Source organism: Dryocola baronae (assembly GCF_051297175.1).
GTDB lineage: Bacteria > Pseudomonadota > Gammaproteobacteria > Enterobacterales > Enterobacteriaceae > Dryocola.
This window is the reverse complement of record NZ_JBINNY010000001.1, coordinates 1,031,416-1,055,614: the sequence shown is the minus strand read 5'-3', so window position 1 is coordinate 1,055,614 and position 24,199 is coordinate 1,031,416. Positions and strand designations below refer to the sequence as shown.

At 57.1% G+C, this 24,199-nt stretch carries 25 protein-coding genes; 7 read left to right on the top strand and 18 right to left on the bottom strand.

Annotated elements, in window-relative coordinates:
* Positions 1 to 39 precede the first annotated feature (39 nt).
* The 12 genes from rpoS to cysD all read right to left on the bottom strand — a co-directional run bounded on the left by rpoS (position 40) and on the right by cysD (position 9,801).
* Complete coding sequence (gene rpoS / locus ACSPHG_RS04840) at positions 40 to 1,032, bottom strand: RNA polymerase sigma factor RpoS (RefSeq protein ID WP_435952394.1); 993 nt, start codon at positions 1,030 to 1,032, stop codon at positions 40 to 42.
* Positions 1,033 to 1,091: 59 nt separating this feature from the next.
* The gene (gene nlpD, locus ACSPHG_RS04835) at positions 1,092 to 2,249 is read right to left on the bottom strand and encodes a murein hydrolase activator NlpD (RefSeq protein ID WP_435952393.1); all 1,158 of its coding nucleotides are present in this window, start codon (positions 2,247 to 2,249) and stop codon (positions 1,092 to 1,094) included.
* Between the two features lie 103 nt (positions 2,250 to 2,352).
* Positions 2,353 to 2,982, bottom strand: a complete 630-nt coding sequence (locus ACSPHG_RS04830; protein WP_435927618.1) for a protein-L-isoaspartate(D-aspartate) O-methyltransferase — start codon at positions 2,980 to 2,982, stop codon at positions 2,353 to 2,355.
* Entirely contained in the window at positions 2,976 to 3,737 is a 762-nt protein-coding gene (gene surE / locus ACSPHG_RS04825; RefSeq protein ID WP_435952392.1) for a 5'/3'-nucleotidase SurE, read from the bottom strand. Before surE ends, ACSPHG_RS04830 begins: the two co-directional genes overlap by 7 nt.
* Positions 3,718 to 4,764: a tRNA pseudouridine(13) synthase TruD gene (gene truD, locus ACSPHG_RS04820; RefSeq protein WP_435952391.1), complete on the bottom strand. Its 1,047-nt coding sequence runs from the start codon at positions 4,762 to 4,764 to the stop codon at positions 3,718 to 3,720. Before truD ends, surE begins: the two co-directional genes overlap by 20 nt.
* A complete protein-coding gene (gene ispF / locus ACSPHG_RS04815; RefSeq protein ID WP_435952390.1) occupies positions 4,764 to 5,243 on the bottom strand; it encodes a 2-C-methyl-D-erythritol 2,4-cyclodiphosphate synthase in 480 nt (159 codons plus the stop codon). The genes truD and ispF overlap by 1 nt, the downstream gene beginning before the upstream one ends.
* The gene (ispD, locus tag ACSPHG_RS04810; protein ID WP_435952389.1) at positions 5,243 to 5,953 is read right to left on the bottom strand and encodes a 2-C-methyl-D-erythritol 4-phosphate cytidylyltransferase; all 711 of its coding nucleotides are present in this window, start codon (positions 5,951 to 5,953) and stop codon (positions 5,243 to 5,245) included. The genes ispF and ispD overlap by 1 nt, the downstream gene beginning before the upstream one ends.
* 20 nt (positions 5,954 to 5,973) lie before the next feature.
* The gene (gene ftsB, locus ACSPHG_RS04805; RefSeq protein WP_435952388.1) at positions 5,974 to 6,288 is read right to left on the bottom strand and encodes a cell division protein FtsB; all 315 of its coding nucleotides are present in this window, start codon (positions 6,286 to 6,288) and stop codon (positions 5,974 to 5,976) included.
* Between the two features lie 181 nt (positions 6,289 to 6,469).
* Positions 6,470 to 6,793 (bottom strand): DUF3561 family protein, encoded by a 324-nt coding sequence (locus ACSPHG_RS04800; protein ID WP_435952387.1) that lies wholly within the window; start codon positions 6,791 to 6,793, stop codon positions 6,470 to 6,472.
* 53 nt (positions 6,794 to 6,846) lie between these two features.
* Positions 6,847 to 7,452: an adenylyl-sulfate kinase gene (cysC, locus tag ACSPHG_RS04795; RefSeq protein WP_435952386.1), complete on the bottom strand. Its 606-nt coding sequence runs from the start codon at positions 7,450 to 7,452 to the stop codon at positions 6,847 to 6,849.
* Positions 7,452 to 8,879 carry a sulfate adenylyltransferase subunit CysN gene (cysN, locus tag ACSPHG_RS04790; protein ID WP_435952385.1) on the bottom strand — a complete coding sequence of 476 codons (1,428 nt, stop codon included), beginning with the start codon at positions 8,877 to 8,879 and terminating at the stop codon, positions 7,452 to 7,454. The genes cysC and cysN overlap by 1 nt, the downstream gene beginning before the upstream one ends.
* A 13-nt stretch (positions 8,880 to 8,892) precedes the next feature.
* Positions 8,893 to 9,801 carry a sulfate adenylyltransferase subunit CysD gene (cysD, locus tag ACSPHG_RS04785; protein ID WP_435952384.1) on the bottom strand — a complete coding sequence of 303 codons (909 nt, stop codon included), beginning with the start codon at positions 9,799 to 9,801 and terminating at the stop codon, positions 8,893 to 8,895.
* A 267-nt stretch (positions 9,802 to 10,068) separates the two neighbouring features.
* Here cysD and ACSPHG_RS04780 point away from each other — a divergent pair, with 267 nt between their 5' ends.
* On the top strand, positions 10,069 to 11,106 hold the full coding sequence (locus tag ACSPHG_RS04780; RefSeq protein ID WP_435952383.1) for an aminopeptidase: 1,038 nt from the start codon (positions 10,069 to 10,071) through the stop codon (positions 11,104 to 11,106).
* A 160-nt stretch (positions 11,107 to 11,266) separates the two neighbouring features.
* Complete coding sequence (locus ACSPHG_RS04775) at positions 11,267 to 12,490, top strand: hypothetical protein (RefSeq protein ID WP_435952382.1); 1,224 nt, start codon at positions 11,267 to 11,269, stop codon at positions 12,488 to 12,490.
* A gap of 38 nt (positions 12,491 to 12,528) precedes the next feature.
* Here ACSPHG_RS04775 and cysH read toward each other — a convergent pair whose 3' ends face one another.
* From cysH to cysJ, 3 genes are all read right to left on the bottom strand, one after another.
* The gene (gene cysH, locus ACSPHG_RS04770) at positions 12,529 to 13,260 is read right to left on the bottom strand and encodes a phosphoadenosine phosphosulfate reductase (RefSeq protein WP_435952381.1); all 732 of its coding nucleotides are present in this window, start codon (positions 13,258 to 13,260) and stop codon (positions 12,529 to 12,531) included.
* A gap of 106 nt (positions 13,261 to 13,366) precedes the next feature.
* Positions 13,367 to 15,079 (bottom strand): assimilatory sulfite reductase (NADPH) hemoprotein subunit, encoded by a 1,713-nt coding sequence (gene cysI / locus ACSPHG_RS04765; protein WP_435952380.1) that lies wholly within the window; start codon positions 15,077 to 15,079, stop codon positions 13,367 to 13,369.
* The gene (cysJ, locus tag ACSPHG_RS04760) at positions 15,079 to 16,884 is read right to left on the bottom strand and encodes an NADPH-dependent assimilatory sulfite reductase flavoprotein subunit (protein ID WP_435952379.1); all 1,806 of its coding nucleotides are present in this window, start codon (positions 16,882 to 16,884) and stop codon (positions 15,079 to 15,081) included. Before cysJ ends, cysI begins: the two co-directional genes overlap by 1 nt.
* A 324-nt stretch (positions 16,885 to 17,208) precedes the next feature.
* Here cysJ and queD point away from each other — a divergent pair, with 324 nt between their 5' ends.
* Complete coding sequence (queD, locus tag ACSPHG_RS04755; RefSeq protein ID WP_435955943.1) at positions 17,209 to 17,571, top strand: 6-carboxytetrahydropterin synthase QueD; 363 nt, start codon at positions 17,209 to 17,211, stop codon at positions 17,569 to 17,571.
* A 74-nt stretch (positions 17,572 to 17,645) separates the two neighbouring features.
* Here queD and queE read toward each other — a convergent pair whose 3' ends face one another.
* The 3 genes from queE to ACSPHG_RS04740 all read right to left on the bottom strand — a co-directional run bounded on the left by queE (position 17,646) and on the right by ACSPHG_RS04740 (position 20,683).
* Positions 17,646 to 18,317 (bottom strand): 7-carboxy-7-deazaguanine synthase QueE, encoded by a 672-nt coding sequence (gene queE, locus ACSPHG_RS04750; protein WP_435952378.1) that lies wholly within the window; start codon positions 18,315 to 18,317, stop codon positions 17,646 to 17,648.
* A gap of 114 nt (positions 18,318 to 18,431) precedes the next feature.
* Positions 18,432 to 19,130, bottom strand: a complete 699-nt coding sequence (locus ACSPHG_RS04745) for an N-acetylmannosamine-6-phosphate 2-epimerase (RefSeq protein WP_435952377.1) — start codon at positions 19,128 to 19,130, stop codon at positions 18,432 to 18,434.
* Positions 19,127 to 20,683, bottom strand: coding sequence for a PTS transporter subunit EIIC (locus ACSPHG_RS04740; protein WP_435952376.1), 1,557 nt, complete (start codon positions 20,681 to 20,683; stop codon positions 19,127 to 19,129). Before ACSPHG_RS04740 ends, ACSPHG_RS04745 begins: the two co-directional genes overlap by 4 nt.
* Before the next feature lie 174 nt (positions 20,684 to 20,857).
* On the opposite strand from ACSPHG_RS04740, the gene ACSPHG_RS04735 reads away from it, so the two are divergent.
* The 4 genes from ACSPHG_RS04735 (at position 20,858) to ACSPHG_RS04720 (ending at position 24,165) form a co-directional block, all read left to right on the top strand.
* Entirely contained in the window at positions 20,858 to 21,685 is an 828-nt protein-coding gene (locus ACSPHG_RS04735; RefSeq protein ID WP_435952375.1) for a MurR/RpiR family transcriptional regulator, read from the top strand.
* A gap of 190 nt (positions 21,686 to 21,875) precedes the next feature.
* Positions 21,876 to 22,589 (top strand): nucleoside recognition domain-containing protein, encoded by a 714-nt coding sequence (locus ACSPHG_RS04730; protein WP_435952374.1) that lies wholly within the window; start codon positions 21,876 to 21,878, stop codon positions 22,587 to 22,589.
* Positions 22,582 to 23,049: a YjiG family protein gene (locus ACSPHG_RS04725; protein WP_435952373.1), complete on the top strand. Its 468-nt coding sequence runs from the start codon at positions 22,582 to 22,584 to the stop codon at positions 23,047 to 23,049. The genes ACSPHG_RS04730 and ACSPHG_RS04725 overlap by 8 nt, the downstream gene beginning before the upstream one ends.
* A 3-nt stretch (positions 23,050 to 23,052) precedes the next feature.
* A complete protein-coding gene (locus ACSPHG_RS04720; protein ID WP_435952372.1) occupies positions 23,053 to 24,165 on the top strand; it encodes a M20 family metallopeptidase in 1,113 nt (370 codons plus the stop codon).
* The last annotated feature ends 34 nt before the right edge of the window (positions 24,166 to 24,199 follow it).

Genomic DNA, 24,199 nt, shown 5'->3' with positions numbered 1-24,199 from the left:
CGGTGACAAAGGTCACCGCTTTTTTGTTTGAAGAGTCGATTATTCGCGGAACAACGCTTCGATATTCAGCCCCTGAGTCTGCAGGATTTCGCGCAGACGGCGCAGGCCTTCAACCTGAATCTGACGAACACGTTCACGAGTCAGCCCGATTTCGCGGCCCACATCTTCCAGTGTTGCAGCTTCATAACCCAGCAGACCGAAACGACGTGCCAGCACTTCACGCTGCTTAGCGTTCAGTTCGAACAGCCACTTAACGATGCTTTGTTTCATATCATCGTCTTGCGTGGTGTCTTCCGGACCATTGTCTTTCTCATCCGCCAGGATATCCAACAGCGCTTTTTCAGAGTCGCCGCCCAGCGGAGTGTCTACTGAGGTGATACGTTCGTTGAGGCGCAGCATACGGCTGACATCATCAACGGGTTTATCCAGCTGCTCGGCGATCTCTTCCGCACTTGGCTCATGATCCAGCTTGTGGGAGAGTTCTCGGGCAGTACGCAGATAAACGTTCAGCTCTTTCACAATGTGAATCGGCAGGCGAATCGTACGGGTTTGGTTCATGATTGCCCGTTCGATGGTCTGACGAATCCACCATGTCGCGTACGTTGAGAAACGGAACCCACGCTCTGGGTCAAACTTCTCTACCGCACGAATCAGCCCCAGGTTACCCTCTTCAATCAGATCCAGCAGCGCCAGACCACGATTGCTATAGCGACGGGCAATCTTTACCACCAGACGCAGGTTACTTTCGATCATGCGACGGCGGGAGGCAACATCACCACGCAGAGCGCGGCGAGCAAAATAAACTTCTTCTTCGGCAGTCAATAATGGGGAATAGCCGATCTCCCCAAGATAAAGCTGAGTCGCATCCAACACACGCTGTGTGGCGCCCTGTGACAACAGCTCCTCTTCGGCAATGTCGTTATCACTGGGCTCATCTTCTACGAGAGCTTTTTCATCAAAAGCCTCAACTCCGTTCTCATCAAATTCCGCGTCTTCGGTTAACTCATTAACTTTCAGCGTATTCTGACTCATAAGGTGGCTCCTACCCGTGATCCCTGGGCAAAACACTTATGATGGAGTGCTTTGCCGGTTTATCGCTGCGGTAAATAACGCAGCGGGTTTACGGATTTCCCCTTGTAACGAATTTCAAAATGCAATCTTGTTGAACTGGTTCCGGTGCTACCCATGGTAGCTATCTTCTGCCCCGCCGTGATTTCTTGTTGTTCCCGGACCAGCATTGTATCGTTATGGGCGTAGGCACTCAGGTAATCATCATTGTGTTTTATGATGATCAGATTACCGTAACCGCGCAGTGCGTTACCGGCATATACCACGCGGCCTGAAGCGGTCGCGACGATAGCCTGTCCTTTACTGCCCGAAATATCGATCCCTTTATTGCCACCCTCAGTAGCAGAGAAGTTCTCAATAATCTTGCCATCAGTCGGCCAGCGCCAGGTTGAAATTGGCGCACTGTCGGACGTGCTGCTGGCTGTCGGTACGGTAGTTGTAGAGCTAACCACAGGTGCCGTAACAGGTGCTGTGACGGCAGTCGCAGTACCCTTATTATTCGGCAACATTTTGTTAGCACTCTGTTCACCTGAGTCTTCAGAATACGTAATTGTCGGTTTGGAAGCAACCACTGTGCTTGTGTTTTGTGCAGCTGGGTTGTTCACTCCTTGTGCAGTGGCATCCGCCGCGGTCACCGCATTTCCGCCGGTGATTGGCGTACCGGATGCGTTGCCCACTTGCAGAGTTTGCCCAACTTCGAGGCCGTACGGGGCCGCTACGTTGTTTCGCTGCGCAAGATCGCGGAAATCGTTCCCGGTAATCCAGGCAATATAGAACAGCGTATCGCCGCGTTTAACCGTATAGGTGCTGCCGCCCGCATAGCTGCCTTTCGGAATGTTCCCATACTTGCGGTTATAAACGATACGGCCATTTTGGGTTTGTACAGGTTCGGATTGGATAACCGGCTGTGTTTGCACAGGTTGCGTTTGCATCGCCTGCGCCGACGATTGCATGGTCGGCTGCGGTACCGGTTGGATCTGCGGGGTCTGTGCCGGCGCGGACATTTTCGGCGGCGGCGTGATTAACATCCCGCCGGAAGAGCTGCCGCCCGCATTGCTGTTGCCACCGACCGAGCTGATGGGTGCCTGAGTATCGTTGCTGCTACAGCCGGCGAGCCACAGGCTCACCAGCGATAACGCCGCCATACGGCGTAATGTAAAAGTCGGGCTTCCCGCGCTCATGTATCCCCCAAAAATAAATCAATAATATGCAGATGAAGTACGGCAGAAATTGCGCTGGCTACGTTACGCCACTGTTCTGATAAGAAAACAGGAAACGTCCAGGTTATGCCAGTTCGCCCTTCACTAAGGGTACAAAACGAACGGCTTCTACCGTATCAATAATGAATTCGCCGCCGTGGCGACGAACGCGTTTTAAAAACTGCCGGTCATCTCCCACAGGGAGCACCAGAATGCCGCCCTCGTCCAACTGGGCCAGCAGCGCCGTTGGGATCTCAGGCGGAGCCGCCGTAACAATGATAGCGTCAAATGGCGCACGAGCATGCCAGCCCTGCCAGCCATCGCCGTGACGGGTAGAAATATTGTGCAGATCGAGCTGCTTGAGGCGACGCCTGGCGTGCCACTGCAGCCCTTTGATACGCTCGACCGAACAGACGTGGTGCACCAGATGCGCCAGAATCGCCGTCTGGTAGCCCGAGCCGGTGCCGATTTCCAGCACTCGGGATTCCGGCGTCAGCTCGAGGAGTTCGGTCATGCGCGCAACCATATACGGCTGCGAAATGGTCTGGCCCGAGCCAATCGGCAGCGCCGTATTTTCCCAGGCCTTGTGCTCAAACGCTTCGTCGACAAATTTTTCACGCGGCACCTGCGCAATCGCATCAAGAACCTGTTCGTCCTTGATGCCCTGGGCACGAAGCTGAGTTAGAAGTGCTTCAACGCGTTTGCTGACTACCATTGCTCAGCGACTCCCGTTTTGCTTAGCCAGGAGCTGACCACGTCTTGCGCGCCGTAGGCGGTTAAATCGACGTGCAGCGGCGTTACCGATACGTAGCCTTCGTCTACTGCCGCAAAGTCGGTATCCGGACCGGCATCGAACTTATCGCCCGGCGGGCCAATCCAGTAGAGCGTGTTGCCGCGCGGATCTTCCTGCGGAATGACTTTGTCCGACGGGTGGCGGCTGCCGCAGCGCGTTACGCGAATGCCCTTGATTTCCTCAAGCGGCAGGTCGGGAACGTTGATATTGAGGATGCGCCCGGTGCGCAGCGGCTCGCGCGACAGGGCGCGCAAAATAGTGCAGGTGATAATGGCCGCGGTGTCGTAGTGCGTGTAGCCGTTTAGCGAAACCGCCAACGCGGGAAACCCTAAATGACGCCCTTCCATCGCAGCGGCGACGGTGCCGGAATAGATAACGTCGTCGCCAAGATTCGGCCCGGCGTTAATACCCGCGACCACCACGTCCGGGCGCGGGCGCATAAGCGCGTTCACGCCGAGATAAACGCAGTCCGTCGGCGTGCCCATCTGCACCGAAATATCGCCGTTGGCGAGCGTAAAGGTACGCAGCGAGGATTCAAGCGTCAGCGAGTTTGATGCGCCGCTGCGATTGCGATCCGGCGCCACGACCTGCACCTCGGCAAATTCGCGCAGCCGCTTAGCCAGCGCCTGAATGCCCGGCGCATGGATACCGTCATCGTTACTCAGCAATATTCGCATAGTCACCCGGCGTATTCATAAGTTCCCTGACCACACTGGTGGCGAAGCTGCCGGCGGGCAGCCAGAAGCTCACCTCCACCGTCACATCATCCCACCAGTTCCAACGTAATTCTTCTGGCTTAACCAGCATGGCGCGGCGAGCGGCTTCAACGCGTTCGCGCACCAGTAAAGACTGCAAATCCGTTTCTTCGGCGATGCAAAGCTGTTCGAACTCAAGGGCCGCGTTGAGCGAGCCCCACGCACCGTCGCCCGGCAGCGGCGCCGTAATTAACAGCTCGCCGCTATCTACACGTTGTTGTAATACAGAGAGTTCTTCGCCGGTCGCTACGAACCAGCTGCCGCGCCCTGCCAATTGTAGCGCATCGCCGTCAACAACTTGATTAAAGTCTGGTTTTTTCAGTCTAAGGCTAACAATTTGATTAAACAACGCGCTGCGGGCCGCAGACAAATAAAAACTGCGTTTAGTGCGATCGCGCAGCGGAGAATTGCTCTGCGCCCAGCGCCGCGCCTGGTTGAGGTTATTGCCGCCTATGCCAAAACGCTGGCTGCCAAAGTAGTTCGGCACGCCGTCTTTTAAAATCGCGTTCAGACGGGCGTCAAGCTCGGCGCGGTTGCTAACCTCACGCAGCACGAGAGTAAAATTGTTGCCTTTCAGCACGCCGAGGCGCAGCTTGCGGCGATGGCGCGCATATTCCAGCACCTCGCAGCCTTCAAGCTGAAAGGCGCTCATGTCCGGCATCTCTTTGCCCGGCAGACGCACGCAGAACCACTGTTCGGTCACCGCGTGTTTGTCCTTCTGCCCGGCAAAACTTACCTCACGGGCGTGCACTTTGAGAAACTTCGCCAGCGCGTCCGCCACAAAGCGCGTGTTACAGCCCTTTTTCAGGATACGCAGCAGCAAATGTTCGCCGTCGCCGTCCGGCCCGAAGCCGAGGTCTTCGATAACCACGAAATCTTCCGGATTGGCCTTAATCAACCCGGTACCTTCAGGCTTGCCGTGCAGCCAGGTGAGGTTATGCATATCCATCACGCGCGTGCCTTGTGCAGCAGCGCAACGGCCTCACAGGCGATGCCTTCGCCGCGCCCGGTAAAGCCGAGCTTTTCCGTGGTGGTGGCCTTAACGTTAACGTCGTCCATGTGGCAGCCAAGGTCTTCGGCGATGAAAACGCGCATCTGCGGGATGTGCGGGGCCATTTTCGGTGCCTGGGCGATAATCGTCACGTCGACGTTGCCGAGCGTATAGCCTTTGGCCTGAACGCGACGCCAGGCTTCGCGCAGCAGCTCGCGGCTGTCCGCCCCTTTGTAAGCCATGTCGGTGTCCGGGAACAGCTTGCCGATATCGCCAAGCGCCGCCGCACCAAGCAGCGCGTCGGTTAAGGCGTGCAGCGCTACATCGCCGTCAGAATGGGCCAGCAGGCCTTTTTCATACGGGATCCGCACGCCGCCAATAATAATTGGGCCTTCGCCGCCAAAGGCATGGACGTCAAAACCGTGTCCGATACGCATTATAAATTCTCCATTTGGGTTAACCGCGTGAGGTAAAACGCCGCAAGCCGCAGGTCTTCAGGTCGAGTGACTTTTATATTATCGGCACGGGCGCTAATTAATTCCGGATGGAAACCACAATATTCCAACGCTGAGGCTTCATCGGTAATGGTTGCCCCGTCGTTCAGCGCGCGCAGCAGGCAGCTACGCAGCAGTTCGAGCGGGAAAAGCTGGGGAGTCAGCGCGTGCCAGAGGTCTTCGCGCTCGACGGTGTGGGCAATCAGGGGTTTTCCAGGCTCGCCGCGCTTCATGGTGTCGCGCACCGGGGCCGCGAGAATACCGCCGACCTTGCTGGTTTGGGTGATGGCGAGCAGGTTGGCTAAATCATCCTGATGCAGGCAGGGGCGCGCGGCGTCGTGCACCAGCACCCACTTTGCACCGCCTGCGGCCTGAAGCCCGGCCAGCACGGAATCGGCGCGCTGCCCGCCGCCTGTCACCACGGTGACGAGCGGATGAGTGGCCAGCGGCAAAGAGGTAAACCAGGTATCGGTTGAGCTAATGGCGATGATGACATGGCCGACTCGCGGGTGAGCCAGCAGGCTCGCGACGGCATGTTCAAGAATGGTTTTATCGCCGATTTGCAGGTATTGCTTTGGACATTCCGTTTGCATGCGGCTGCCGATTCCGGCCGCCGGCACCACGGCAATTACGTCCGGGGAGGAGTCTGCCATGTGTTATCACTTATACTGATTTATCGGTTGTTTTGCGCGGCATTACCGGCTGCGCGCTTAGAGCCGTCTGGCACCAGGCGGTAGAATGTCTCACCCGGTTTGGTCATGCTCAATTCGTTGCGCGCGCGCTCTTCGATGGCCTCCTGGCCGCCGTTAAGATCGTCAATTTCCGCAAATAGCTGATCGTTACGCGCTTTGAGCTTGGCGTTTGTCGCCTGCTGCGCGGTCACGTCTTCATTGACGCGCGTGTAGTCATGTACGCCGTTTTTTCCGAACCACAGTGAATACTGTAGCCAGACCAACAAGGCCAGCAATAGCAGCGTTAATTTACCCATCCGGCCCCCTGAAAAACGGCACAATCATCCCACAACTTTATGTCGGACTCCACTCGGTCGCCCCGGTGAGTCGTCGAATTTGCGGCAGAATTTATCACAGTTCGCATCGACATGCGCGTTTGGGGGGTGTTTAGCTTCAATAGGGACATCATTTATCTTTGTAAATTTGCCTGATGGCGGCTCAACCCATAAGCCACATGAATAAAATACCGAACATTAGCGCGACCGTCAGCAGCGTCGCCACGCAGCTGTAATGCAGCCTTCCGCGTGCCAGAGAGTGTAGCGCAATGCCGACAATTACCGCGACGGGCATCAGCGCCAGGAAGAAAGGCCATGTGTACAGGAAGAAAAACAGGGTGTTAGGGCCGTAGACCAGGAACGGAATGCCCAACGCCAGCAGCCATGACAAAAAGCCGATGAACGCCCCTGGCAAAGACCAGGTCGTTTCTTCAGCTGACGGGCTGGGATCAGCCTGTGTGATGACAATGTTAGAGCTGTTGCGCATAGCGAATCCAGTGACCTTTACGACCCGGCGCGGTTGTGCGCCGGGTACTGTCTTTAGGATTTGATAATATCGTTACGACGCAACAGATCTAATAATTGGGCTATCAAATTTGTTACCAATTGTTCGCCGTCTAAGTGAATATCCGGCGCCACCGGCGACTCATACACAGCATCAATACCAGTAAAGTTCTTAAGCTCTCCGGCGCGGGCTTTTTTATACAGGCCCTTGGGATCGCGCGCTTCGCAAATCTCAAGCGGCGTGTCGACAAAGACTTCAATAAACCGCCCCTCTCCGACCCGCTCGCGCACCATTTGGCGTTCGGCACGATGCGGCGAGATAAACGCCGTCAGCACGACAAGACCTGCGTCCACCATCAGATTAGCGACTTCGCCCACGCGGCGGATATTCTCTTTGCGATCTCCATCGCTGAAGCCTAAATCGCTGCACAGCCCGTGGCGCACGTTGTCGCCGTCGAGCAGGTAGGTGCTGACGCCCAGCTTGTGCAGCGCCTCTTCCAGCGCCCCGGCTACGGTGGATTTACCGGAGCCGGACAGGCCGGTGAACCACAGCACCGTCGCACGGTGCTGATGGAGCTGTTCACGCTGCTGCTGCGTAACCGGATGGGGATGCCAGACGACGTTTTCGTCGTGCTCAGCCATTACTTACCTCCCAGCAGGTCGCGCGCGCCCCAGTGCGGGAAGTGGCGGCGCACCAGCGCGTTCAGCTCCAGCTCAAAGGCACCGTAGGCAGAAGGTTCCTGATACACCTCTTCCTGCGGCTCGCGCACCATACCGGCACCAACGGTCACGTTAGAGAGCCGGTCGATGAAGATAAGCCCGCCGGTCACCGGATTTTCCTGGTACTTATCCAGCACCAGCGGCTCGTCAAAGGTTAAATCCACAAGCCCAATACCGTTGAGCGGCAGGCTTTCCACCACGCGCTGGGTCAGGGAATTAATTTCGACCTGATAGTGAATGTTATCAACGCGGGCGCGGGTTTTCTTACCGGCGACTTTAATGTCGTAGCTTTGGCCCGGCACCAGCGGCTGTTCGGCCATCCACACCACGTCGACTTTTGCGGTTTGCACGGCGGGATGCTCATCGGCGGCGTCCACTAACAGGTCGCCACGGCTGATGTCGATTTCGTCTTTCAGCACCAGGGTTATCGCTTCGCCCGCAGCAGCTTGTTGCAAATCTCCATCAAACGTTACGATTCGCGCAACGCTTGACTCGACGCCGGACGGTAAAACCTTGACGCGCTGCCCGACGGAAACGGTGCCGGAGGCAAGCGTCCCCGCATAGCCGCGGAAGTCGAGGTTCGGGCGGTTCACGTACTGCACGGGGAAACGCATCGGCTGCTGCTCTACCAGCCGCTTCACTTCCACGGTTTCCAGCAGCTCAAGCAGCGTAGGCCCGGTGTACCACGGCATATTCGCACTTTGCGCCGCCACGTTATCGCCTTCCAGCGCGGAAAGCGGCACGAAGCGAATGTCCAGATCCGCAGGCAGCTGCTCGGCAAAGGTCAGGTAATCCTGTTTGATCTCCTCGAAGCGCGCTTCGCTGAAATCGACCAGATCCATTTTGTTCACCGCGACGACAAGATGCTTGATCCCCAGCAGCGTGGAGATAAAGCTGTGGCGGCGCGTCTGATCCAACACGCTTTTACGCGCGTCGATCAGCAGGATCGCCAGCTCGCAGGTGGACGCGCCGGTCGCCATATTGCGGGTGTACTGCTCGTGCCCCGGCGTGTCGGCGATAATAAATTTGCGCTTCTCGGTGGAGAAATAGCGGTAGGCCACGTCGATGGTAATGCCCTGCTCGCGCTCGGCCTGCAGGCCGTCGACCAGCAAAGCCAGATCCAGCTTTTCGCCCTGGGTGCCGTGGCGCTTGCTGTCGGTGTGCAGCGACGAAAGCTGATCTTCGTAGATCTGACGCGTGTCGTGCAGCAGGCGGCCGATCAGCGTGCTTTTGCCGTCGTCGACGCTGCCGCAGGTCAGGAAGCGTAGCAGGCTTTTATGCTGTTGGGCGTGCAGGTAGGCTTCAACGCCGCCCTGCTCGGCGATTTGTTGTGCAATTGCATTGTTCATTAGCTGCAGTTCCTCAGAAGTATCCTTGACGCTTTTTCAGTTCCATCGAACCGGCCTGGTCACGGTCGATGGCTCGTCCCTGACGCTCGCTGGTGGTGGAGACCAGCATCTCTTCGATGATTTCCGGCAGCGTTTGCGCTTCGGACTCCACCGCGCCGGTTAGCGGCCAGCAGCCGAGCGTGCGGAAGCGCACCATTTTCTGCTCGATAACTTCGCCCGGCTGCAGGTCGATGCGATCGTCGTCAACCATCAGCAGCATGCCGTCGCGCTCCAGTACCGGACGGGGTGCCGCAAGGTACAGAGGAACAATTTCGATATTTTCGAGGAAGATGTACTGCCAGATATCCAGCTCGGTCCAGTTCGAGAGCGGGAAGACGCGGATGCTCTCGCCTTTGTTAATCTGGCCGTTGTAGTTGTGCCACAGCTCGGGGCGCTGGTTTTTCGGGTCCCAGCGGTGGAAGCGGTCGCGGAAGGAATAGATGCGCTCTTTGGCGCGGGACTTTTCTTCATCACGGCGCGCCCCGCCGAATGCCGCGTCAAAACCGTGTTTGCTCAGCGCCTGCTTCAGGCCTTCCGTTTTCATGATGTCGGTATGCTTGGCGCTGCCGTGTACAAACGGGTTAATGCCCATCGCCACGCCTTCCGGGTTTTTATGCACCAGCAGTTCAAAACCGTAGTTCTTCGCCGTGCGGTCGCGGAATTCGTACATTTCGCGGAATTTCCAGCCGGTATCAACGTGCAGCAGCGGGAACGGCAGCGTGCCAGGGTAGAAGGCCTTTCGCGCCAAATGCAACATCACCGAGGAGTCTTTGCCGATCGAATACATCATTACCGGATTGGAAAATTCGGCAGCGACCTCGCGGATAATATGGATGCTTTCTGCCTCCAGCTGCCGCAAGTGAGTGAGTCGTTTTTGGTCCATAACCTTCCCTTTGAGCTGCGATTAGCACGGCGGGTCATGGCCCGACCGTTTAAATGAAATTAAAGGGACTATAAGACGCGCTGATATTTGATATGAAATTACGAATTGGAATGACTAGTTCCGTAAAGGAATAACGGCGCGGTTTTGCATATCACAAAATGTGCTTAACGGGCTGTTTATCGGGGCTTTAGGATGATTTGGAATTGTGTAACCCCGATCACAGTTTCATACTACGCGGGCAAAAATGACTAAAGAAAGGACCCCACTATGTTTTCCGCATTGCGCCGCTCCGCCGTTTGCCTGGCGCTTGGCGTAAGTTTTACGTTTTCTGCCGCGGCGGCTCCCGCCCACCTTGGCGAAACCGCTAATTTGCAAACGCGCCACATCGCTACCGTCTTTCCCGGACGCATGACCGGCAGCCCTGCCGAAATGTTAGCTGCGGATTACCTCCAGCAGCAGTTCGCGCAGTATGGCTACCAGAGCGATATTCGCCGCTTTAACACGCGCTATCCCTACACCACCAAAGACGGTCGTCAAAACTGGCACAACGTCAGCGCAAGCCAGGTGATAGCCGCCCGCGAAGGCAAGGTTCCGCAGCAGATTATTATCATGGCGCATCTCGACACCTACCTGCCCCTGAACGACAACGACGTGAACAATAACCTGGGCGGGCTGACGCTTCAGGGCGTGGACGACAACGCCTCGGGACTTGGCGTCATGCTCGAGCTGGCGCAGCGCCTGCAAAACGTGCCGACGCGCTACGGCATCAGGTTTATCGCCACCAGCGGCGAAGAAATTGGCTCGCTTGGCGCGGAAAATATCCTTAAGCGCATGAGCGAGAAAGAAAAGAAAAACACCCTGCTGGTTATCAACCTCGATAGTTTGATTACCGGCGACAGGCTCTACTTTAACAGCGGCAAAAGCACCCCTGCCGCAGTGCGCAAACTCACGCGCGACCGGGCGCTGAAGCTTGCCCATCAGTTTGGTATTCAGGCAGCGATGAATCCCGGCCTGAACGCAAAATACCCGAAAGGCACCGGCTGCTGTAACGACGGCGAGCCGTTCGATAAAGCGGGCATTCCGGTGCTGTCGGTAGAAGCCACCAACTGGTCGCTGGGCGATAAAGACGGCTACCAGCAGCGCGCGAAAAGCAAAGCCTTCCCCGATGGCGCAACCTGGCATCATGCGCTGCTCGACAACCAGCAGTATCTCGATAAATGGCTGCCGGAACGTATAGAGAAACGCAGCCACGACGTGGTGCGCATAATGCTGCCTTTGGTGAAGGAGTTGGCAAAGGCCCAATAATTCCCCTGAATGAACCTCGTTCGAGGTTCATTCTTATTTCAATATAATTAATCCTGTATTTATTACTAATAGATAATGCTTTTTGTTAGACTCCTCCGTTAATTAAAAAACAAAATCCCCCTCATATAGCTTCGCCCATAAACATTATCAGGATGAATATATGTTTAAGAACCGTTCACGGACAACCGAATGGAGTTTATTGCCTCAAAATAGAGAAGTTATCTATTCCATCCCCCCCGAAGAAATAGCTAATTTTAGTGCGGTTCCGCTGGCAAGCTTTTTCGCCCATAAAAAAGTCATCAGCGGGGAACTGGTTGATATCAGTAATAAAGGCGCGCTTCTGGAGAAAGGCAATGCTATTTGCGTATTAGTCGTGCCCGCGCAAAATATTTTCGCTACCCGGTTCGGTGCGAAGAAATCTTCACAGTCGGAAATCGATAAGCTCTATTTACAGAAAAACGCCTTTAAGGCGGCGGAGGCGATGCAAAAGCTGATGTCCGCAGAGCTGGCCTCGCCGCGGCAATCCATCAATAATAATAATATTAACGAAGTTATCTTTACCGGCCAGCCTAATTTACTGCTACGCAGCGGTATGTTCAGAACGAACCCAATCGATGCGAAGGAAATTATTTTCGCCGCCAATACCCCGCCTGCGGTAATTGCCGGGGTGAAGCGCAACAATCCTAATAACCTGGTCTATAGCACCAACAGGCAAACGCTTACCGGTGTGAGCAATACCAAGAGCTTTACCAATTGGATAAACAATCCTTCTCAGCGTTATATTTTAGATCTCTCCGAACCGCTGTTTGTTACCGACAGCGATAATGAATTCCGTGAAAGGTTTCTGCCGTTCGTGCCGGAAAAAAATATGCTTTTTCTTAAAGGGCTGGATGCAGACGACGTGACGGGCGCGCGCTATCAGCAGGCTCAGGAAAGAAAAACGGGCAACGCGCGCCGCATATTAAGCGGGTTAACCATCAACGATCATCTTACCCTCAACGCCCATGCAAATACCCAGGCGCTGGGCCGCGTTATTCACAATAAAAAACACCTGTTCCGGCGGGCCGACGAAATTGCTGACCTGCTGCACTTCCACGGCTTGCGCAATATCGGCGTGCTGCTGTTCAACGGCTGCCACTTTGGCCACGCGCTGATGTTTGAAAAGCTGCCGCGCGAGCTGGCCAGCCGCGGCATTAACTTTGGCTATATGGCGGCAGCCTATGGAAAAGTGGATGCCTTACGCGGCGAAATCATGGGCCAGCCGCCCGGCGGCGGGAAAGACGCGAAGGAAATTATTCTGCCCTTCTCAAGAGCCTTCAACGTCGTCAAAGGGAACGTCAGCGTGGGGTATAGCGACTTTACCTACCACGCCTACCGGTCGTGACGATGAAAGACCGCCCCGCTTTCAGAGGGGCGTTTTGTTTACTCGTGCAGCCCGCACTCGCGCTTAAGCCCAAAGAATCGCGTTTCTTCTTCGGCCATGCCCGGCTCCCATTTGCGGGTGGTGTGGGTATCGCCAACTGACAGATAGCCCTCATCCCACAGCGGGTGGTACTTCAGCCCGTGTTCCGTCAGATACTGGTAAACCGTGCGGTTGTCCCAGTCGATAATCGGCAGGATCTTGAACACGCCGCGCTGAATCGCCAGCACCGGCAGGTTGGCCCGGCTGCCGGACTGCTCGCGCCTTAGGCCTGCAAACCAGGTCTGGCCGTTCAGCTCTCGGAGCGCGCGGTTCATCGGCTCAACTTTGTTGATTTCGTTGTATTTCTCAATGCCTTCGACGCCCTGCTCCCACAGCTTGCCGTAGCGCGCTTCCTGCCAGGCCGCGCTCTCTTTGGCGCTGAAAACCTTGAGGTTAAGCTTCAGCTTATCCGTCAGCTCGTCGATAAACCGATAGGTTTCCGGGAACAGGTAGCCGGTATCGGTCAGGATCACCGGGATGTCCGGATATTGCCGCGTCACCAGGTGCAGGCTCACCGCCGCCTGAATCCCAAAGCTTGAAGAGAGCACAAACTCGCCGGGCAGGTTTTCCAGCGCCCAGGCCACGCGCTGCTCGGCGCTGAGTTTTTCGAGCTGGGCGTTAACCTCGGCCAGCGCCATTACGCGTTCGACCTTCGGTAGCTCGTTGAGTGCTTTTAGATCGAGTACGGACATACGTGCCTCGCTTGTTGGTGAACAGGTGGTGGATGGCGCTAACGCTTATCCACCCTACAGGTTCGTCGTAGGGCGGGTAAGCAAAACGCCACCCGCCGTTAAGCCGTTAATCCCACAGATCCCGCGCCGGGTCGAGCACCGGGCGGATAATCCCGGCGCGAATGGTGAAATCGCCGAAGCCTTCGTCCGCTTCGCGCTCTTTCGACCAGCGCCCGACCAGCTCATCAATCGAGGCGAGAATTTCCGGCTCGGTGATGTTTTCACGGTACATGCGCGGAATGCGCGTGCCGATGCGGTTGCCGCCGATGTGCAGGTTGTAGCGCCCCGGCGCTTTACCCACCAGGCCAATTTCCGCCAGCATCGCGCGGCCGCAGCCGTTCGGACAGCCCGTTACGCGCGTCACGATGTGCTCGTCCGGCACGTTGTGTTTTTCCAACACCTCTTCCACTTTGGTGACGAACTGCGGCAGGAAGCGCTCGGCTTCGGCCATCGCCAGCGGGCAGGTCGGAAACGCCACGCAGGCCATGGAATTTTCACGCTGCGGTTTTACCGCGTGCATCAGCCCGTGGTCGCGGGCAAGCTTCTCGATTTTTGCCTTTTCAGCTTCCGGCACGCCCGCCACGATCAGGTTCTGGTTGGCGGTGAGGCGGAAGTCACCCTTATGGATCTTAGCAATTTCAAGCAGCCCGGTTTTCAGCGGGCGCCCCGGATAGTCGAGGATACGGCCATTTTCGATAAACAGCGTCAGGTGCCATTTGTCGTCGATACCCTTGACCCAGCCGATGCGGTCGCCGCGACCGGTAAATTCATACGGGCGAATCGGCTCGAATTTAATCCCCGCGCGACGCTCAACTTCCGCCTTAAAGACGTCCACGCCCACGCGCTCAAGGGTATATTTGGTTTTGGCGTTTTTACGGTCGGTACGGTTGCCCCAGTCGCGCTGCGTGGTGACCACGGCTTCCGCTACTGCCAGCGTGTGCTCAAGCGGGATATAGCCGAATTCGCTGGCGGTACGCGCGTAGGTCGCCTTGTTGCCATGCTCGATAGACAGGCCGCCGCCCACCAGCAGGTTGAAGCCCACCAGCTTGCCGTCTTTGGCGATGGCGATGAAGTTCATGTCGTTGGCGTGCAGATCGACGTCGTTCTGCGGCGGAACAACCACCGTGGTTTTAAACTTACGCGGCAGGTAGGTTGCGCCCAGAATCGGCTCTTCGTCGGTGGTGGCGACCTTTTCCTGATCCCACCAGATTTCTGCATAAGCGCGGGTGCGCGGCAGCAGGTGCTCGGAGAGCTTTTTCGCCCACTCGTAGGCTTCCTGATGCAGCTCGGACTCCACCGGGTTGGAAGTGCAAAGCACGTTACGGTTAACGTCGTTGGCGGTTGCCAGTGCGTCAAGCCCCACTTCGTGCAGCATCTCGTGCGCCGGTTTGACGTTCTTTTTCAGAATGCCGTGAAACTGGAAGGTCTGGCGGTTGGTCAGGCGGATGCTGCCATAGATGGTTTTGTCTTCGGCAAATTTATCAATCGCCTGCCACTGCTGGGTGGTGATGATGCCCCCCGGCAGGCGGCAGCGCAGCATCATGGCGTGGCGCGGCTCCAGCTTCTGCTCGGCGCGCTCGGCGCGGATATCACGGTCGTCCTGCTGATACATACCGTGGAAACGGATGAGCAGGAAGTTGTCGCCGTTGAAACCACCGGTCAGCCCGTCGCTTAGGTCTTCTTTGATGGTGCCGCGCAGGAAGTTACTGTCGCGCTTGAGGCGCTCGGCGTCGACCAGTTTGCCTTCGACCACCAGTGGGCCTGGATGTTTTTCGCTCATTAGTAGACATCTCGCTGATAACGGCGCTCGACGCGCAGCTCACTTAAAAATTCATCTGCCGTTTCGGTATCCATGCCACCGAACTCGGCCACCACTTCCAGTAATGCAAGCTCAACGTCTTTAGCCATGCGATTGGCATCGCCGCAGACATAAATGTGGGCGCCGTCTTTGATCCAGCTCCACAGCTCCGCGCCTTTTTCGCGCAGTTTATCTTGTACGTATATTTTATGGTCCTGGTCGCGGGACCAGGCGAGGTCGATATTCGTCAGCAGGCCGTCTTTGACGTAGCGCTGCCACTCCACCTGATACAGGAAGTCGTCGGTAAAGTGCGGGTTGCCGAAGAACAGCCAGTTTTTGCCGGTTGCGCCGTCGTTTTCACGCTGCTGCATAAAGGCGCGGAACGGCGCGATGCCTGTGCCTGGGCCAATCATAATTACCGGGGTGTCCGGGTTGGCCGGCAGGCGGAAGTTGTCGTTGTGCTCGATAAACACGCGCACTTCGCCATCTTCTTCTAAACGATCGGCGAGGAACCCCGAAGCGCCGCCGGTGCGGGCGCGGCCTTCAATTTCGTAGCGCACAACGCCCACGGTGATATGCACTTCGCTTTCAGCCTCCGCCTGCGAAGAGGCGATGGAGTACAGGCGCGGCGTCAGCGGGCGCAGCAGGTCAATCAGCTGCTCAGCGGTAAGCTCCGCCGGGGCATAACGCACCATGTCGACAATTGGCGTGCTCTGGGCGTAGTGCTGTAATTTGGTTTTGTCGCCCACCAGGTCCAGCAGCGCGGCGTTGCGCGTCAGCTGGGCGTACTTCTCGACGATGTTGGCGGTGTTGATGGTCAGCTCGAAGTGCCACTCCAGCGCTTCGGCAAGCGAAAGCGTTTTGCCATCGACCGTGACGGACTCATCGCCTTTCAGCCACAGCAGCTCGACCAGCTCTTTCACCAGCGCGGGATCGTTTTGATACCAGACGCCAAGCGCATCGCCCGGCTGGTAGCGCAGGCCGGAATCGCCGAGATCGATTTCAAAATGGCGCACGTCTTTTTCGGAATCACGCCCGGTGATTTTCTGGTTCACCGCGAGCGTCGCCGCCAGCGGCGCTTCTTTGCTGTACGGGCTGGTGAAGACTTCGTTGACCACGCCGGTTGCGGTGACGGCAGCCTGAGCCGGGGTTTCAGCCGGTACGCGGGATTTCAGGATCTCGACGATTTTGCCGCGCCATTCCTGCGCGGCGGCCTGGAATTCCACGTCTGAATCTACGCGGTCGAGCAGGCGAACGCCGCCAAGTTCGGCGAGCTTGCTGTCGAAGTCTTTGCCGGACTGGCAGAAGAATTCGTAGGAGGTGTCACCGAGGCTAAACACGGCAAACGCGGTGTCGTTAAGCTTTGGCGCTTTTTTCGAGAACAGGAACTTGTGCAGTGCGACGGCTTCTTCCGGCGGCTCGCCTTCACCCTGGGTTGACGTCACGACAATCAGCAGCTTTTCTTGAGCGATTTGTTTGAACTTATAGTCGCCCGCGTTGACCAGATTGACGTTCAGCTTTGCCGCCAGCAGGTCGTCGCGTAGCTGTTCGCTCACACGGCGCGCGTTGCCGGTCTGCGATGCGGAAATCAGCGTGATAGCGGGCGCTTCGGCAACGGGTGCCGGAGCGGCGGCAACCGCACCAGGCTGTTGGTTGAGCATTCCCCAGAAATAGCCGGATAGCCAAGCCAGTTGGGTCTGCGAAAAGTCAGTGGTCGCCGCCTGGAGGCGTGCCAGCTGCTCCGGGGTCAGCGGCAGCAAAGCGGTCGGTGGGGCCTGAGTTGTCATGCTTGATTGGGTTCCAGTAGCAAAAGGTCCGTCATTAAAATCGAACGAATAAACGGGAATAACCTAAGGTTAACGAGGCTGATAGTAACAATTAAAGAAGGGATGGAAATAACAAATAACCAAAATGACTAACCGCTTTTACGGGTAAGACATAGCATTTAAAGCGATTAATTAACCATTTGAAATATATAAATTTAAATAACAAAACCTGGCCTACTAGCTGCAATAAGCCCGCATGCTAGTTTTAGTTAATGCGCAAAATAGTGGTTTCCGGTACTATGCGGCGGTTTTTCGCTCGACTCCCCAGCACTAACTGAGACTGCAATAATGACCACCACCCTGTTTAAAGATTTTACCTTCGAAGCCGCTCACCGCCTGCCGCACGTGCCGGAAGGTCATAAGTGCGGTCGCCTGCACGGCCACTCGTTTATGGTGCGCCTGGAAATCACCGGCGAGGTCGATCCCCATACGGGCTGGATTATGGATTTCTCCGAGCTGAAGGCGGCGTTTAAACCCACCTACGACAGGCTGGATCACTATTATCTGAACGATATCCCAGGCCTTGAAAACCCGACCAGCGAAGTGCTGGCAAAGTGGATTTGGGATGAGATGAAGCCGCTGGTGCCGCTGCTGAGTGCGGTCATGGTGAAAGAAACCTGTACTGCGGGCTGTGTGTATAAGGGTTAACCTTTTGTTCGGTAGCGACTTTCGCATTAACCGACCGACACGCGAAAAGAAAGGCACCCTCGGGTGCCTTTTTGCTATGCGATATTCAAATACTTATGCGTTTGCATCGAAAGCCGCCAGTTGCGGGCGATACAGGTTTCAATGCACAGGCGGGTCGCATCTTCTTTCTGGCTGATGGGCTGTAGCGCGATAATGCGGTTTTTGTCGTCATTAAGCGTCGCCAGCAGTTCGTCCAGCGCTTCAATATCACGCATGCGCCCGACCGGGTGCTTGATTTCATCTGCTCTTTCCAGCGCCTGCGACAGCACGTCGTAGCCGCCGCGCATGTTCACCTTTGGCGAAACCGTCACCCAGGTTGATGCCGTGCAGCGCACTTCATGCGTGCCGCTGGTTTCAATCTGGCAGCTATAGCCGTGGTGTTCAAGGAGCGAGGTCAGCGGGTGGAGGTCGTGAATGCACGGCTCGCCGCCGGTAATCACCACGTGGCGGGCGGTATAGCCCTGGCGTTGCATCACGGCCAGCAAATCTTCCGGGCTTGCCGCGCCCCATTTGTCGCTTTCTTTGGTTTTGGCGAGAATGCTGAACAGAGATACTTCACGATCCGCGAGTTTATCCCAGGTGTGTTTGGTATCGCACCACGCGCAGCCCACCGGGCAGCCCTGCAGGCGGATAAATATGGCGGGCACACCAGTAAAATAGCCCTCCCCTTGCAGGGTCTGGAACATCTCGTTAATCGGGTACTGCATAATCATCTCAGTCATAGTCGCAAAAGGTAATTATCGCAGAACTTACGCCTGAGATCATGCTTAAAGGGGTGGCCGACTCGACAGGGGGAACAATCGGGCCGGCCACGGCTATGGCTACAGCGGCGCAGCCATAGCGTTTACGAAGCGGCGGGTAATCTGCTGCGGGCGCGTTATCGCCCCGCCGACCACCACCGCATGAGCGCCAAGCTCAAGACAATATGCCGCCATTTCAGGCGTTTCCACGTTGCCTTCCGCAATCACCGGCACGTTCACCGCCGCCAGCACGTCGCGCAGGAACCGGCAGCCGTTATGCGCAAGGATTTGTCCCTGGGTTTCCGCCGTGTAGCCGTGCAGCGTCGTGCCAACGCAGTCAAAACCGATTTCTGCGGCATAGCGCGCCTCTTCTACCGTCGCAATATCCGCCATCAGCAGCAGCTCCGGGTAGCGAGCGCGCACGGCGTCAACCAGCTCGCGCAGGTCAAGCTCGCCCGGACGAACGTGGCTCGTGGCGTCCATCGCTATCATCGCCGGGCTAACGGCCATCAGCTCGTCCACCTCTTTGAGCGTCGGCGTGATGTACACGTCGCTGCCCGGATAGTCGCGTTTGATAATGGCGATAACCGGCAAATCTACGAGTTCCATAATCGTTTTAACGTCGATGAGGCTGTTTGCACGAATTGCCGACGCCCCACCCTGGGCGGCGGCCAGCGCCATACGCGACATAATGTACGGGCTGTGCAGCGGTTCGTTATCCAACGCCTGGCAGGAGACGATAAGCTTCCCCTGAATCTGCGACAACATGGAAGTTTTCATGGGACGAGTATCTCCTCTACTTCGTTTTTAATGATGGTGACGTGCGGGCCGTAAATGACCTGGACGCCGTTCCCACGGCGGATGACCGCACGCGCGCCGGTTTCTTTCAGCAGGGCTTCGTCGATGAGCGCCCCGTCATGCAGCGTGACGCGCAGCCTGGTGGCGCAGCAGTCCAGCTCAACGATATTTTCTTTGCCGCCAAGCGCGGCGATGACCTGCGCGGGGCGCTCGCCCGCCGCCATCTGCTCGCTTTGCACCGTGACGTCTTCCCGCCCCGGCGTTTTAAAGTTGAAGCGCGTGATAACGAAGCGGAAGGTGAAGTAATAGAGGAAGAACCACGGAATCCCCACCAGCGGCACGAACAGCCAGTTGGTTTTCGCCTCGCCCTGCAGCACGCCGAACAGAATGAAATCGATAAAGCCGCCGGAGAAAGTCTGCCCGATAGTGATGTGCAGCATGTGCGCCAGCATAAAGGCCAGCCCGTCGAACACCGCGTGGATGACGTACAGCACCGGCGCGATAAACAGGAACGAGAATTCAATCGGCTCGGTGATGCCGGTCAGGAACGAGGTCAGCGCCGCAGAAATCAGCAGGCCCGCCACGCGTTTACGGTTCTCCGGCTTGGCCGTGTGATACATGGCAAGGCAGGCACCAATCAGGCCAAACATCATGGTAATGAAGCGCCCGGACATAAACCGCGAGGTGCCAACGTAGAACTGCTGGGTATTCGGATCGGCAAGCTGGGCAAAGAAAATGCGCTGCGTGCCTTCGACGAGCTGGCCGTTAATCATTTCCGTGCCGCCGAGCGCCGTGGTCCAGAACGGTAAATAGAAAATATGGTGCAGGCCAAACGGGCCAAGCATGCGCAGCACAAAGCCGTAGATAAAGGTGCCGAAATAGCCGGTGGCGTCTACCAGCCCGCCCATGCCGAAAATCAGCTTCTGGAAATGCGGCCAGACGACGGTCATCACCGCGCCGACCACAATCGCCGCCATCGAACTGACAATTGGCACGAAGCGCGAGCCGCCGAAAAAGCCCAGGAACTGCGGCAGCGCGATTTTGTTGTAACGGTTATGCAGCAGCGACGTGACCAGGCCGATGACGACCCCGCCGAACACCCCGGTTTCGAGCGTTTGCGTGCCCAGTGCCATGCCCTGGCCAACCGCGCCGGGGTTAGCCGCCGCAAGCTTGCCGCTTAAAGTCAGCAGCGCGTTGATGGTGGCGTTCATCACCAGATAGGCGAGCAGCGAGGCAAGCCCCGCGGTGCCCTTATCGCCTTTCGCCAGCCCAACCGCCACGCCCACGGCAAACAGCACAGCCAGGTTTGCAAAAACGATCGACCCGGCGCTGGCCATAATCGTGAAAATGCCCTGCAGCCAGGCGACGTCCAGAAACGGATAGGCCGCGATGGTATTGGGATTGGACAATGCGCCGCCGATGCCCAGCAGCAGGCCCGCCGCGGGCAGCACCGCCACCGGCAGCATAAAAGATTTTCCAAACCGCTGGGCCTTTTCGAACCAGCCCCCTGATGACGCTCCGCTAAACATTGACATAAATTTTCTCCCCGCCATTTTATTGTGATGAAAATTTTTACCACAATAAAGATATATCACTGAAAATTTACATCATCACTTCGATCGCGATCACAATTAATCGAATCTGCTGGCGCAGCGTAGGGGCTTTCCGCCACACTAGGCGCAGTTTTGAATGAGCAAGCGGGAAGTTCGATGACGGATAACGAAAATATTTTGCTGCACCTGCGCCAGGGGCTGCCGGGCTATAGCCCTACGCTGCAAAAGCTGGGGGATTTCATCCTGACCGAGCCGCAGAAGGTGCTTTACCTGACGATCACCGAGCTGGCGCGGGAAAGCGAAACCAGCGAGGCAAGCGTCACCCGCTTGTGCCGCCATTTAGGCTGTAAGGGCTATACCGAATTCAAAATGGCGCTGGCGCTGGATATTCAGCAAAGCCAGCCTGCTGCGGTAGCCAGCGAAGACAGCATCGACGAGCTGGTGGAAGAATCGGTGCAGGCGCTGCGGGATACCGGCAAGCTTATCAATCGTGAGGTGCTCCAGCAGGCCGGACTTGCGCTGCACGAGGCAACGTCCGTGCAGATTTATGGCGTTGCCGCGAGCGCGATTATGGGCGATTACCTGCACTACAAGCTGCTGCGCCTCGGCAAATCGGCGCAGCTGTTTAGCGATATGCACCGCGCGGCGATGAACGCGGCGACGCTCGGCGAGCGCGATCTGGTGGTGGCGATCTCAAGTTCCGGCTCGACCAAAGATCTGCTGCACGTGGTGAAGCTTGCGAAGAAGCGTAACGCGCGCGTCCTGCTGCTGAGCAATACGCTGCGCAGCCCGCTGGCCGATCTTGCCGATCTGCTGCTGGTGGCCGCCAAGCCGGAAGGCCCGCTTAGCGCGGGTTCGCTGAATGCCAAAGTGGGCGCCATGCTGCTGGTTGAAGTGCTGGTTGGCGAACTTATCACCCGTGATAGCCGCTATGCATCCGCAAGCCAGCAGACCGCCAGCGCCACGCTGCCGCTGCTGATCTAGCTTTCCCGCCCATCAGGTCACATTCTGAAGTGCAATAACCTAGATTTTCATAAGGTTATTGTGCTTCCTGTCTCACCGTTTCCCCCTCGTCCACTTCTTTGCCCCGCGCCTTGATCGCCATCATAACCTTCCGTCTGAGGCACTTTTAGCATCGCCCTGCTACTCCCTCAATGACATAAGGAAATGATATATGGAAGGTTCTGTTCAAACAGATAATCCGCGAGTTGGGCCTGGCGCGTACTTTGCGCTGCTGTTCGCAATGGTGTTTTTTTCCGGACTGCTGGGCGGTAAAGAGTGGTGGGGCGTTTTTGACTTCACCACGCTCAACGGTGCCTTCGGCAAAGTGGTGACGGGCGTTAGCTATCAGGGAGAAACGGTAGACGTGGCGAAAAGCGCCTTTCGCGGCAAGGGCGGCCACGGCGCAATGGACGGCTTTCTGTTTGCCTTTGGGCTGATCCCGGCGGTGATGTTTGCGCTGGGAATGATCAACGTGTTGGAACATTACGGCGCGCTGCACGCCGCCCGTAAGCTGCTTACCCCCCTGCTTCGCCCGCTGCTTGGCATTCCAGGCGCTACCGGCCTTGCGCTGATCGGCAGCCTACAAAGTACCGACGTTGGCGCTTCGCTGACCCGCGTGCTGGCCGATGAAGGCCAGATCACTGAAAAAGAGAAAACCGTGTTCACCATGTTCCAGTTTTCTGCCGGGGCGATGATCACCAACTTTTTCTCCTCCGGCGCGGTGCTGTTTACCCTGCTGGCGCTGGACGGCACCCACGCGGTGCCCGCATCCATCGGCCTGTGCGTGGCCGTGATGTTTGTCATGAAGATCGTTGGAGCAAACCTGATGCGTCTGATTCTGAATCTCACCCAGCACAAGCCAGGCGCGGAGGTGGAGCATGGCTGAGAACACCAAACCGATGATCACCGACGTCTTTGTCGCCGGAGCGCGCAAGGGCTGGAATATCGCCACCACCAGCACCCTGCCTAACGTCCTGATGGCGTTCATTATTATTTATGCGCTTGAGCTGACCGGCGCGCTGGGCGGCATGGCGTGGCTGTTCGGGCCGGTGATGAAGCTCTTTGGCCTGCCCGGCGAGGCCGCTGCGGTATTGATTGGCGGCTGGATGTCGATGGGCGGCGGCGTGGGCGTTGCCATCAGCCTGTTTGAGAAAGGGATTCTGAGCGGCACCCACCTCGCCATTCTGGCCCCGGCGATTTATCTGATGGGTTCGCAGGTGCAGTACGCCGGGCGCATCCTCGGCGTGGTCGGCATCCCAGCAAAACGTATACCGCTAATGATTGCCCTTTCGGTGCTGAACGCGTTCGGTGCCATGTTAATTATGCGACTGATGATTTTGGAGTAACCCATGGAACTGAAACAGTATCTCCACGAGCTGAAAAAGGTAGTCAATATCGACTGCGGCACCGCAACGCTCGACGGCGTGGCGGAGGTGAGCCGCATTTTCCAGCAGTGGTATCAGGCCGAAAACTGGCACTGCGAGCAGGTACCTCTGGGCGATAAGGTCGGGCCAGGCCTGTTCGCGACCAACAAGCCGCAGTCCGCACACTACGACGTGCTGCTCGTCGGACACATGGATACCGTGTTCCCGCCGGGCACCGTGGCGGAACGTCCGTTTAGCATCGAAGGCAACCGCGCGTACGGCCCCGGCGTTTCGGATATGAAAAGCGGGCTGCTTAACATTCTTTGGGCGATGCGCGACCTTGAGAAAGCGGATCTGGCGCGCCTGTCGATTGCCGTTGCCATGAACCCAGACGAAGAAACCGGCTCGGTGCACTCCCACCAGTGGATTGGCGAGCTGGCAAAACGCAGCCGCTGCGTGCTGGTAGCGGAAGCCGCAAGGGCCGACGGTTCGCTGGTTAAAGCCCGCAAGGGCATGTCGCGCTATCGCCTGGCATTTAAAGGCGTGGCGGCGCACGCGGGCAACGATCCGGACAAAGGCCGCTCGGCGATAAATGCGCTGGCCCATGCGGTGCTGGCGATAAGCGAGCTGAGCGACAGCGCCAAAGGCACGACGATCAACACCGGCGTTATTTCCGGCGGCGTGGTCGCGAATATCGTCCCGGATCACGCTGAAATGATCGTCGACGTGCGCTTCCAGGATAACGACGAATATCTGCGGGTGAACGACGCCGTGCAGGCTTTTGCCCGGCGGGAATTTGAGCGCGATGTGAAAACGCTGGTCGAGCAGCAGGCGCAGACGCCGGCCATGTCACCGAGCGCCGATACCGAAGCCCTGATGCAAATCGTTGAACGGGCGGGTGATGCCGAAGGCGTGGAAATTCGCTGGCAGGCGGTCGGCGGCGGTTCCGACGCCAACCACACCGCAGCGCTTGGCGTGCCATCTCTGGACGGGTTCGGCCCGATAGGCGCGGGCTTCCACAGCCCGTCTGAATACCTTGAGCTGGACAGCATTGAACCGCGCGTGCGCCTGCTCAGGCGAGTGATTCAGTCGCTGTAAAGCAAATGGCCGGGTTAGCCCGGCCATTTTTTGA

What these genes read in the sequence shown, in the direction of transcription:
- ACSPHG_RS04725 (WP_435952373.1), top strand. Translation starts at nt 22,582, where the DNA reads ATGGCTGAGAACACCAAACCGATGATCACCGACGTCTTTGTCGCCGGA.
- ispF (WP_435952390.1), bottom strand. Translation starts at nt 5,243, where the DNA reads ATGCGTATCGGACACGGTTTTGACGTCCATGCCTTTGGCGGCGAAGGC.
- cysJ (WP_435952379.1), bottom strand. Translation starts at nt 16,884, where the DNA reads ATGACAACTCAGGCCCCACCGACCGCTTTGCTGCCGCTGACCCCGGAG.
- cysH (WP_435952381.1), bottom strand. Translation starts at nt 13,260, where the DNA reads ATGTCCGTACTCGATCTAAAAGCACTCAACGAGCTACCGAAGGTCGAA.
- ACSPHG_RS04800 (WP_435952387.1), bottom strand. Translation starts at nt 6,793, where the DNA reads ATGCGCAACAGCTCTAACATTGTCATCACACAGGCTGATCCCAGCCCG.
- ACSPHG_RS04720 (WP_435952372.1), top strand. Translation starts at nt 23,053, where the DNA reads ATGGAACTGAAACAGTATCTCCACGAGCTGAAAAAGGTAGTCAATATC.
- ACSPHG_RS04745 (WP_435952377.1), bottom strand. Translation starts at nt 19,130, where the DNA reads ATGAAAACTTCCATGTTGTCGCAGATTCAGGGGAAGCTTATCGTCTCC.
- ACSPHG_RS04735 (WP_435952375.1), top strand. Translation starts at nt 20,858, where the DNA reads ATGACGGATAACGAAAATATTTTGCTGCACCTGCGCCAGGGGCTGCCG.
- ACSPHG_RS04830 (WP_435927618.1), bottom strand. Translation starts at nt 2,982, where the DNA reads ATGGTAGTCAGCAAACGCGTTGAAGCACTTCTAACTCAGCTTCGTGCC.
- surE (WP_435952392.1), bottom strand. Translation starts at nt 3,737, where the DNA reads ATGCGAATATTGCTGAGTAACGATGACGGTATCCATGCGCCGGGCATT.
- rpoS (WP_435952394.1), bottom strand. Translation starts at nt 1,032, where the DNA reads ATGAGTCAGAATACGCTGAAAGTTAATGAGTTAACCGAAGACGCGGAA.
- cysI (WP_435952380.1), bottom strand. Translation starts at nt 15,079, where the DNA reads ATGAGCGAAAAACATCCAGGCCCACTGGTGGTCGAAGGCAAACTGGTC.
- nlpD (WP_435952393.1), bottom strand. Translation starts at nt 2,249, where the DNA reads ATGAGCGCGGGAAGCCCGACTTTTACATTACGCCGTATGGCGGCGTTA.
- cysD (WP_435952384.1), bottom strand. Translation starts at nt 9,801, where the DNA reads ATGGACCAAAAACGACTCACTCACTTGCGGCAGCTGGAGGCAGAAAGC.
- ACSPHG_RS04740 (WP_435952376.1), bottom strand. Translation starts at nt 20,683, where the DNA reads ATGTCAATGTTTAGCGGAGCGTCATCAGGGGGCTGGTTCGAAAAGGCC.
- ACSPHG_RS04730 (WP_435952374.1), top strand. Translation starts at nt 21,876, where the DNA reads ATGGAAGGTTCTGTTCAAACAGATAATCCGCGAGTTGGGCCTGGCGCG.
- ispD (WP_435952389.1), bottom strand. Translation starts at nt 5,953, where the DNA reads ATGGCAGACTCCTCCCCGGACGTAATTGCCGTGGTGCCGGCGGCCGGA.
- cysC (WP_435952386.1), bottom strand. Translation starts at nt 7,452, where the DNA reads ATGGCTGAGCACGACGAAAACGTCGTCTGGCATCCCCATCCGGTTACG.
- queE (WP_435952378.1), bottom strand. Translation starts at nt 18,317, where the DNA reads ATGCAGTACCCGATTAACGAGATGTTCCAGACCCTGCAAGGGGAGGGC.
- ACSPHG_RS04775 (WP_435952382.1), top strand. Translation starts at nt 11,267, where the DNA reads ATGTTTAAGAACCGTTCACGGACAACCGAATGGAGTTTATTGCCTCAA.
- truD (WP_435952391.1), bottom strand. Translation starts at nt 4,764, where the DNA reads ATGGATATGCATAACCTCACCTGGCTGCACGGCAAGCCTGAAGGTACC.
- ACSPHG_RS04780 (WP_435952383.1), top strand. Translation starts at nt 10,069, where the DNA reads ATGTTTTCCGCATTGCGCCGCTCCGCCGTTTGCCTGGCGCTTGGCGTA.
- cysN (WP_435952385.1), bottom strand. Translation starts at nt 8,879, where the DNA reads ATGAACAATGCAATTGCACAACAAATCGCCGAGCAGGGCGGCGTTGAA.
- ftsB (WP_435952388.1), bottom strand. Translation starts at nt 6,288, where the DNA reads ATGGGTAAATTAACGCTGCTATTGCTGGCCTTGTTGGTCTGGCTACAG.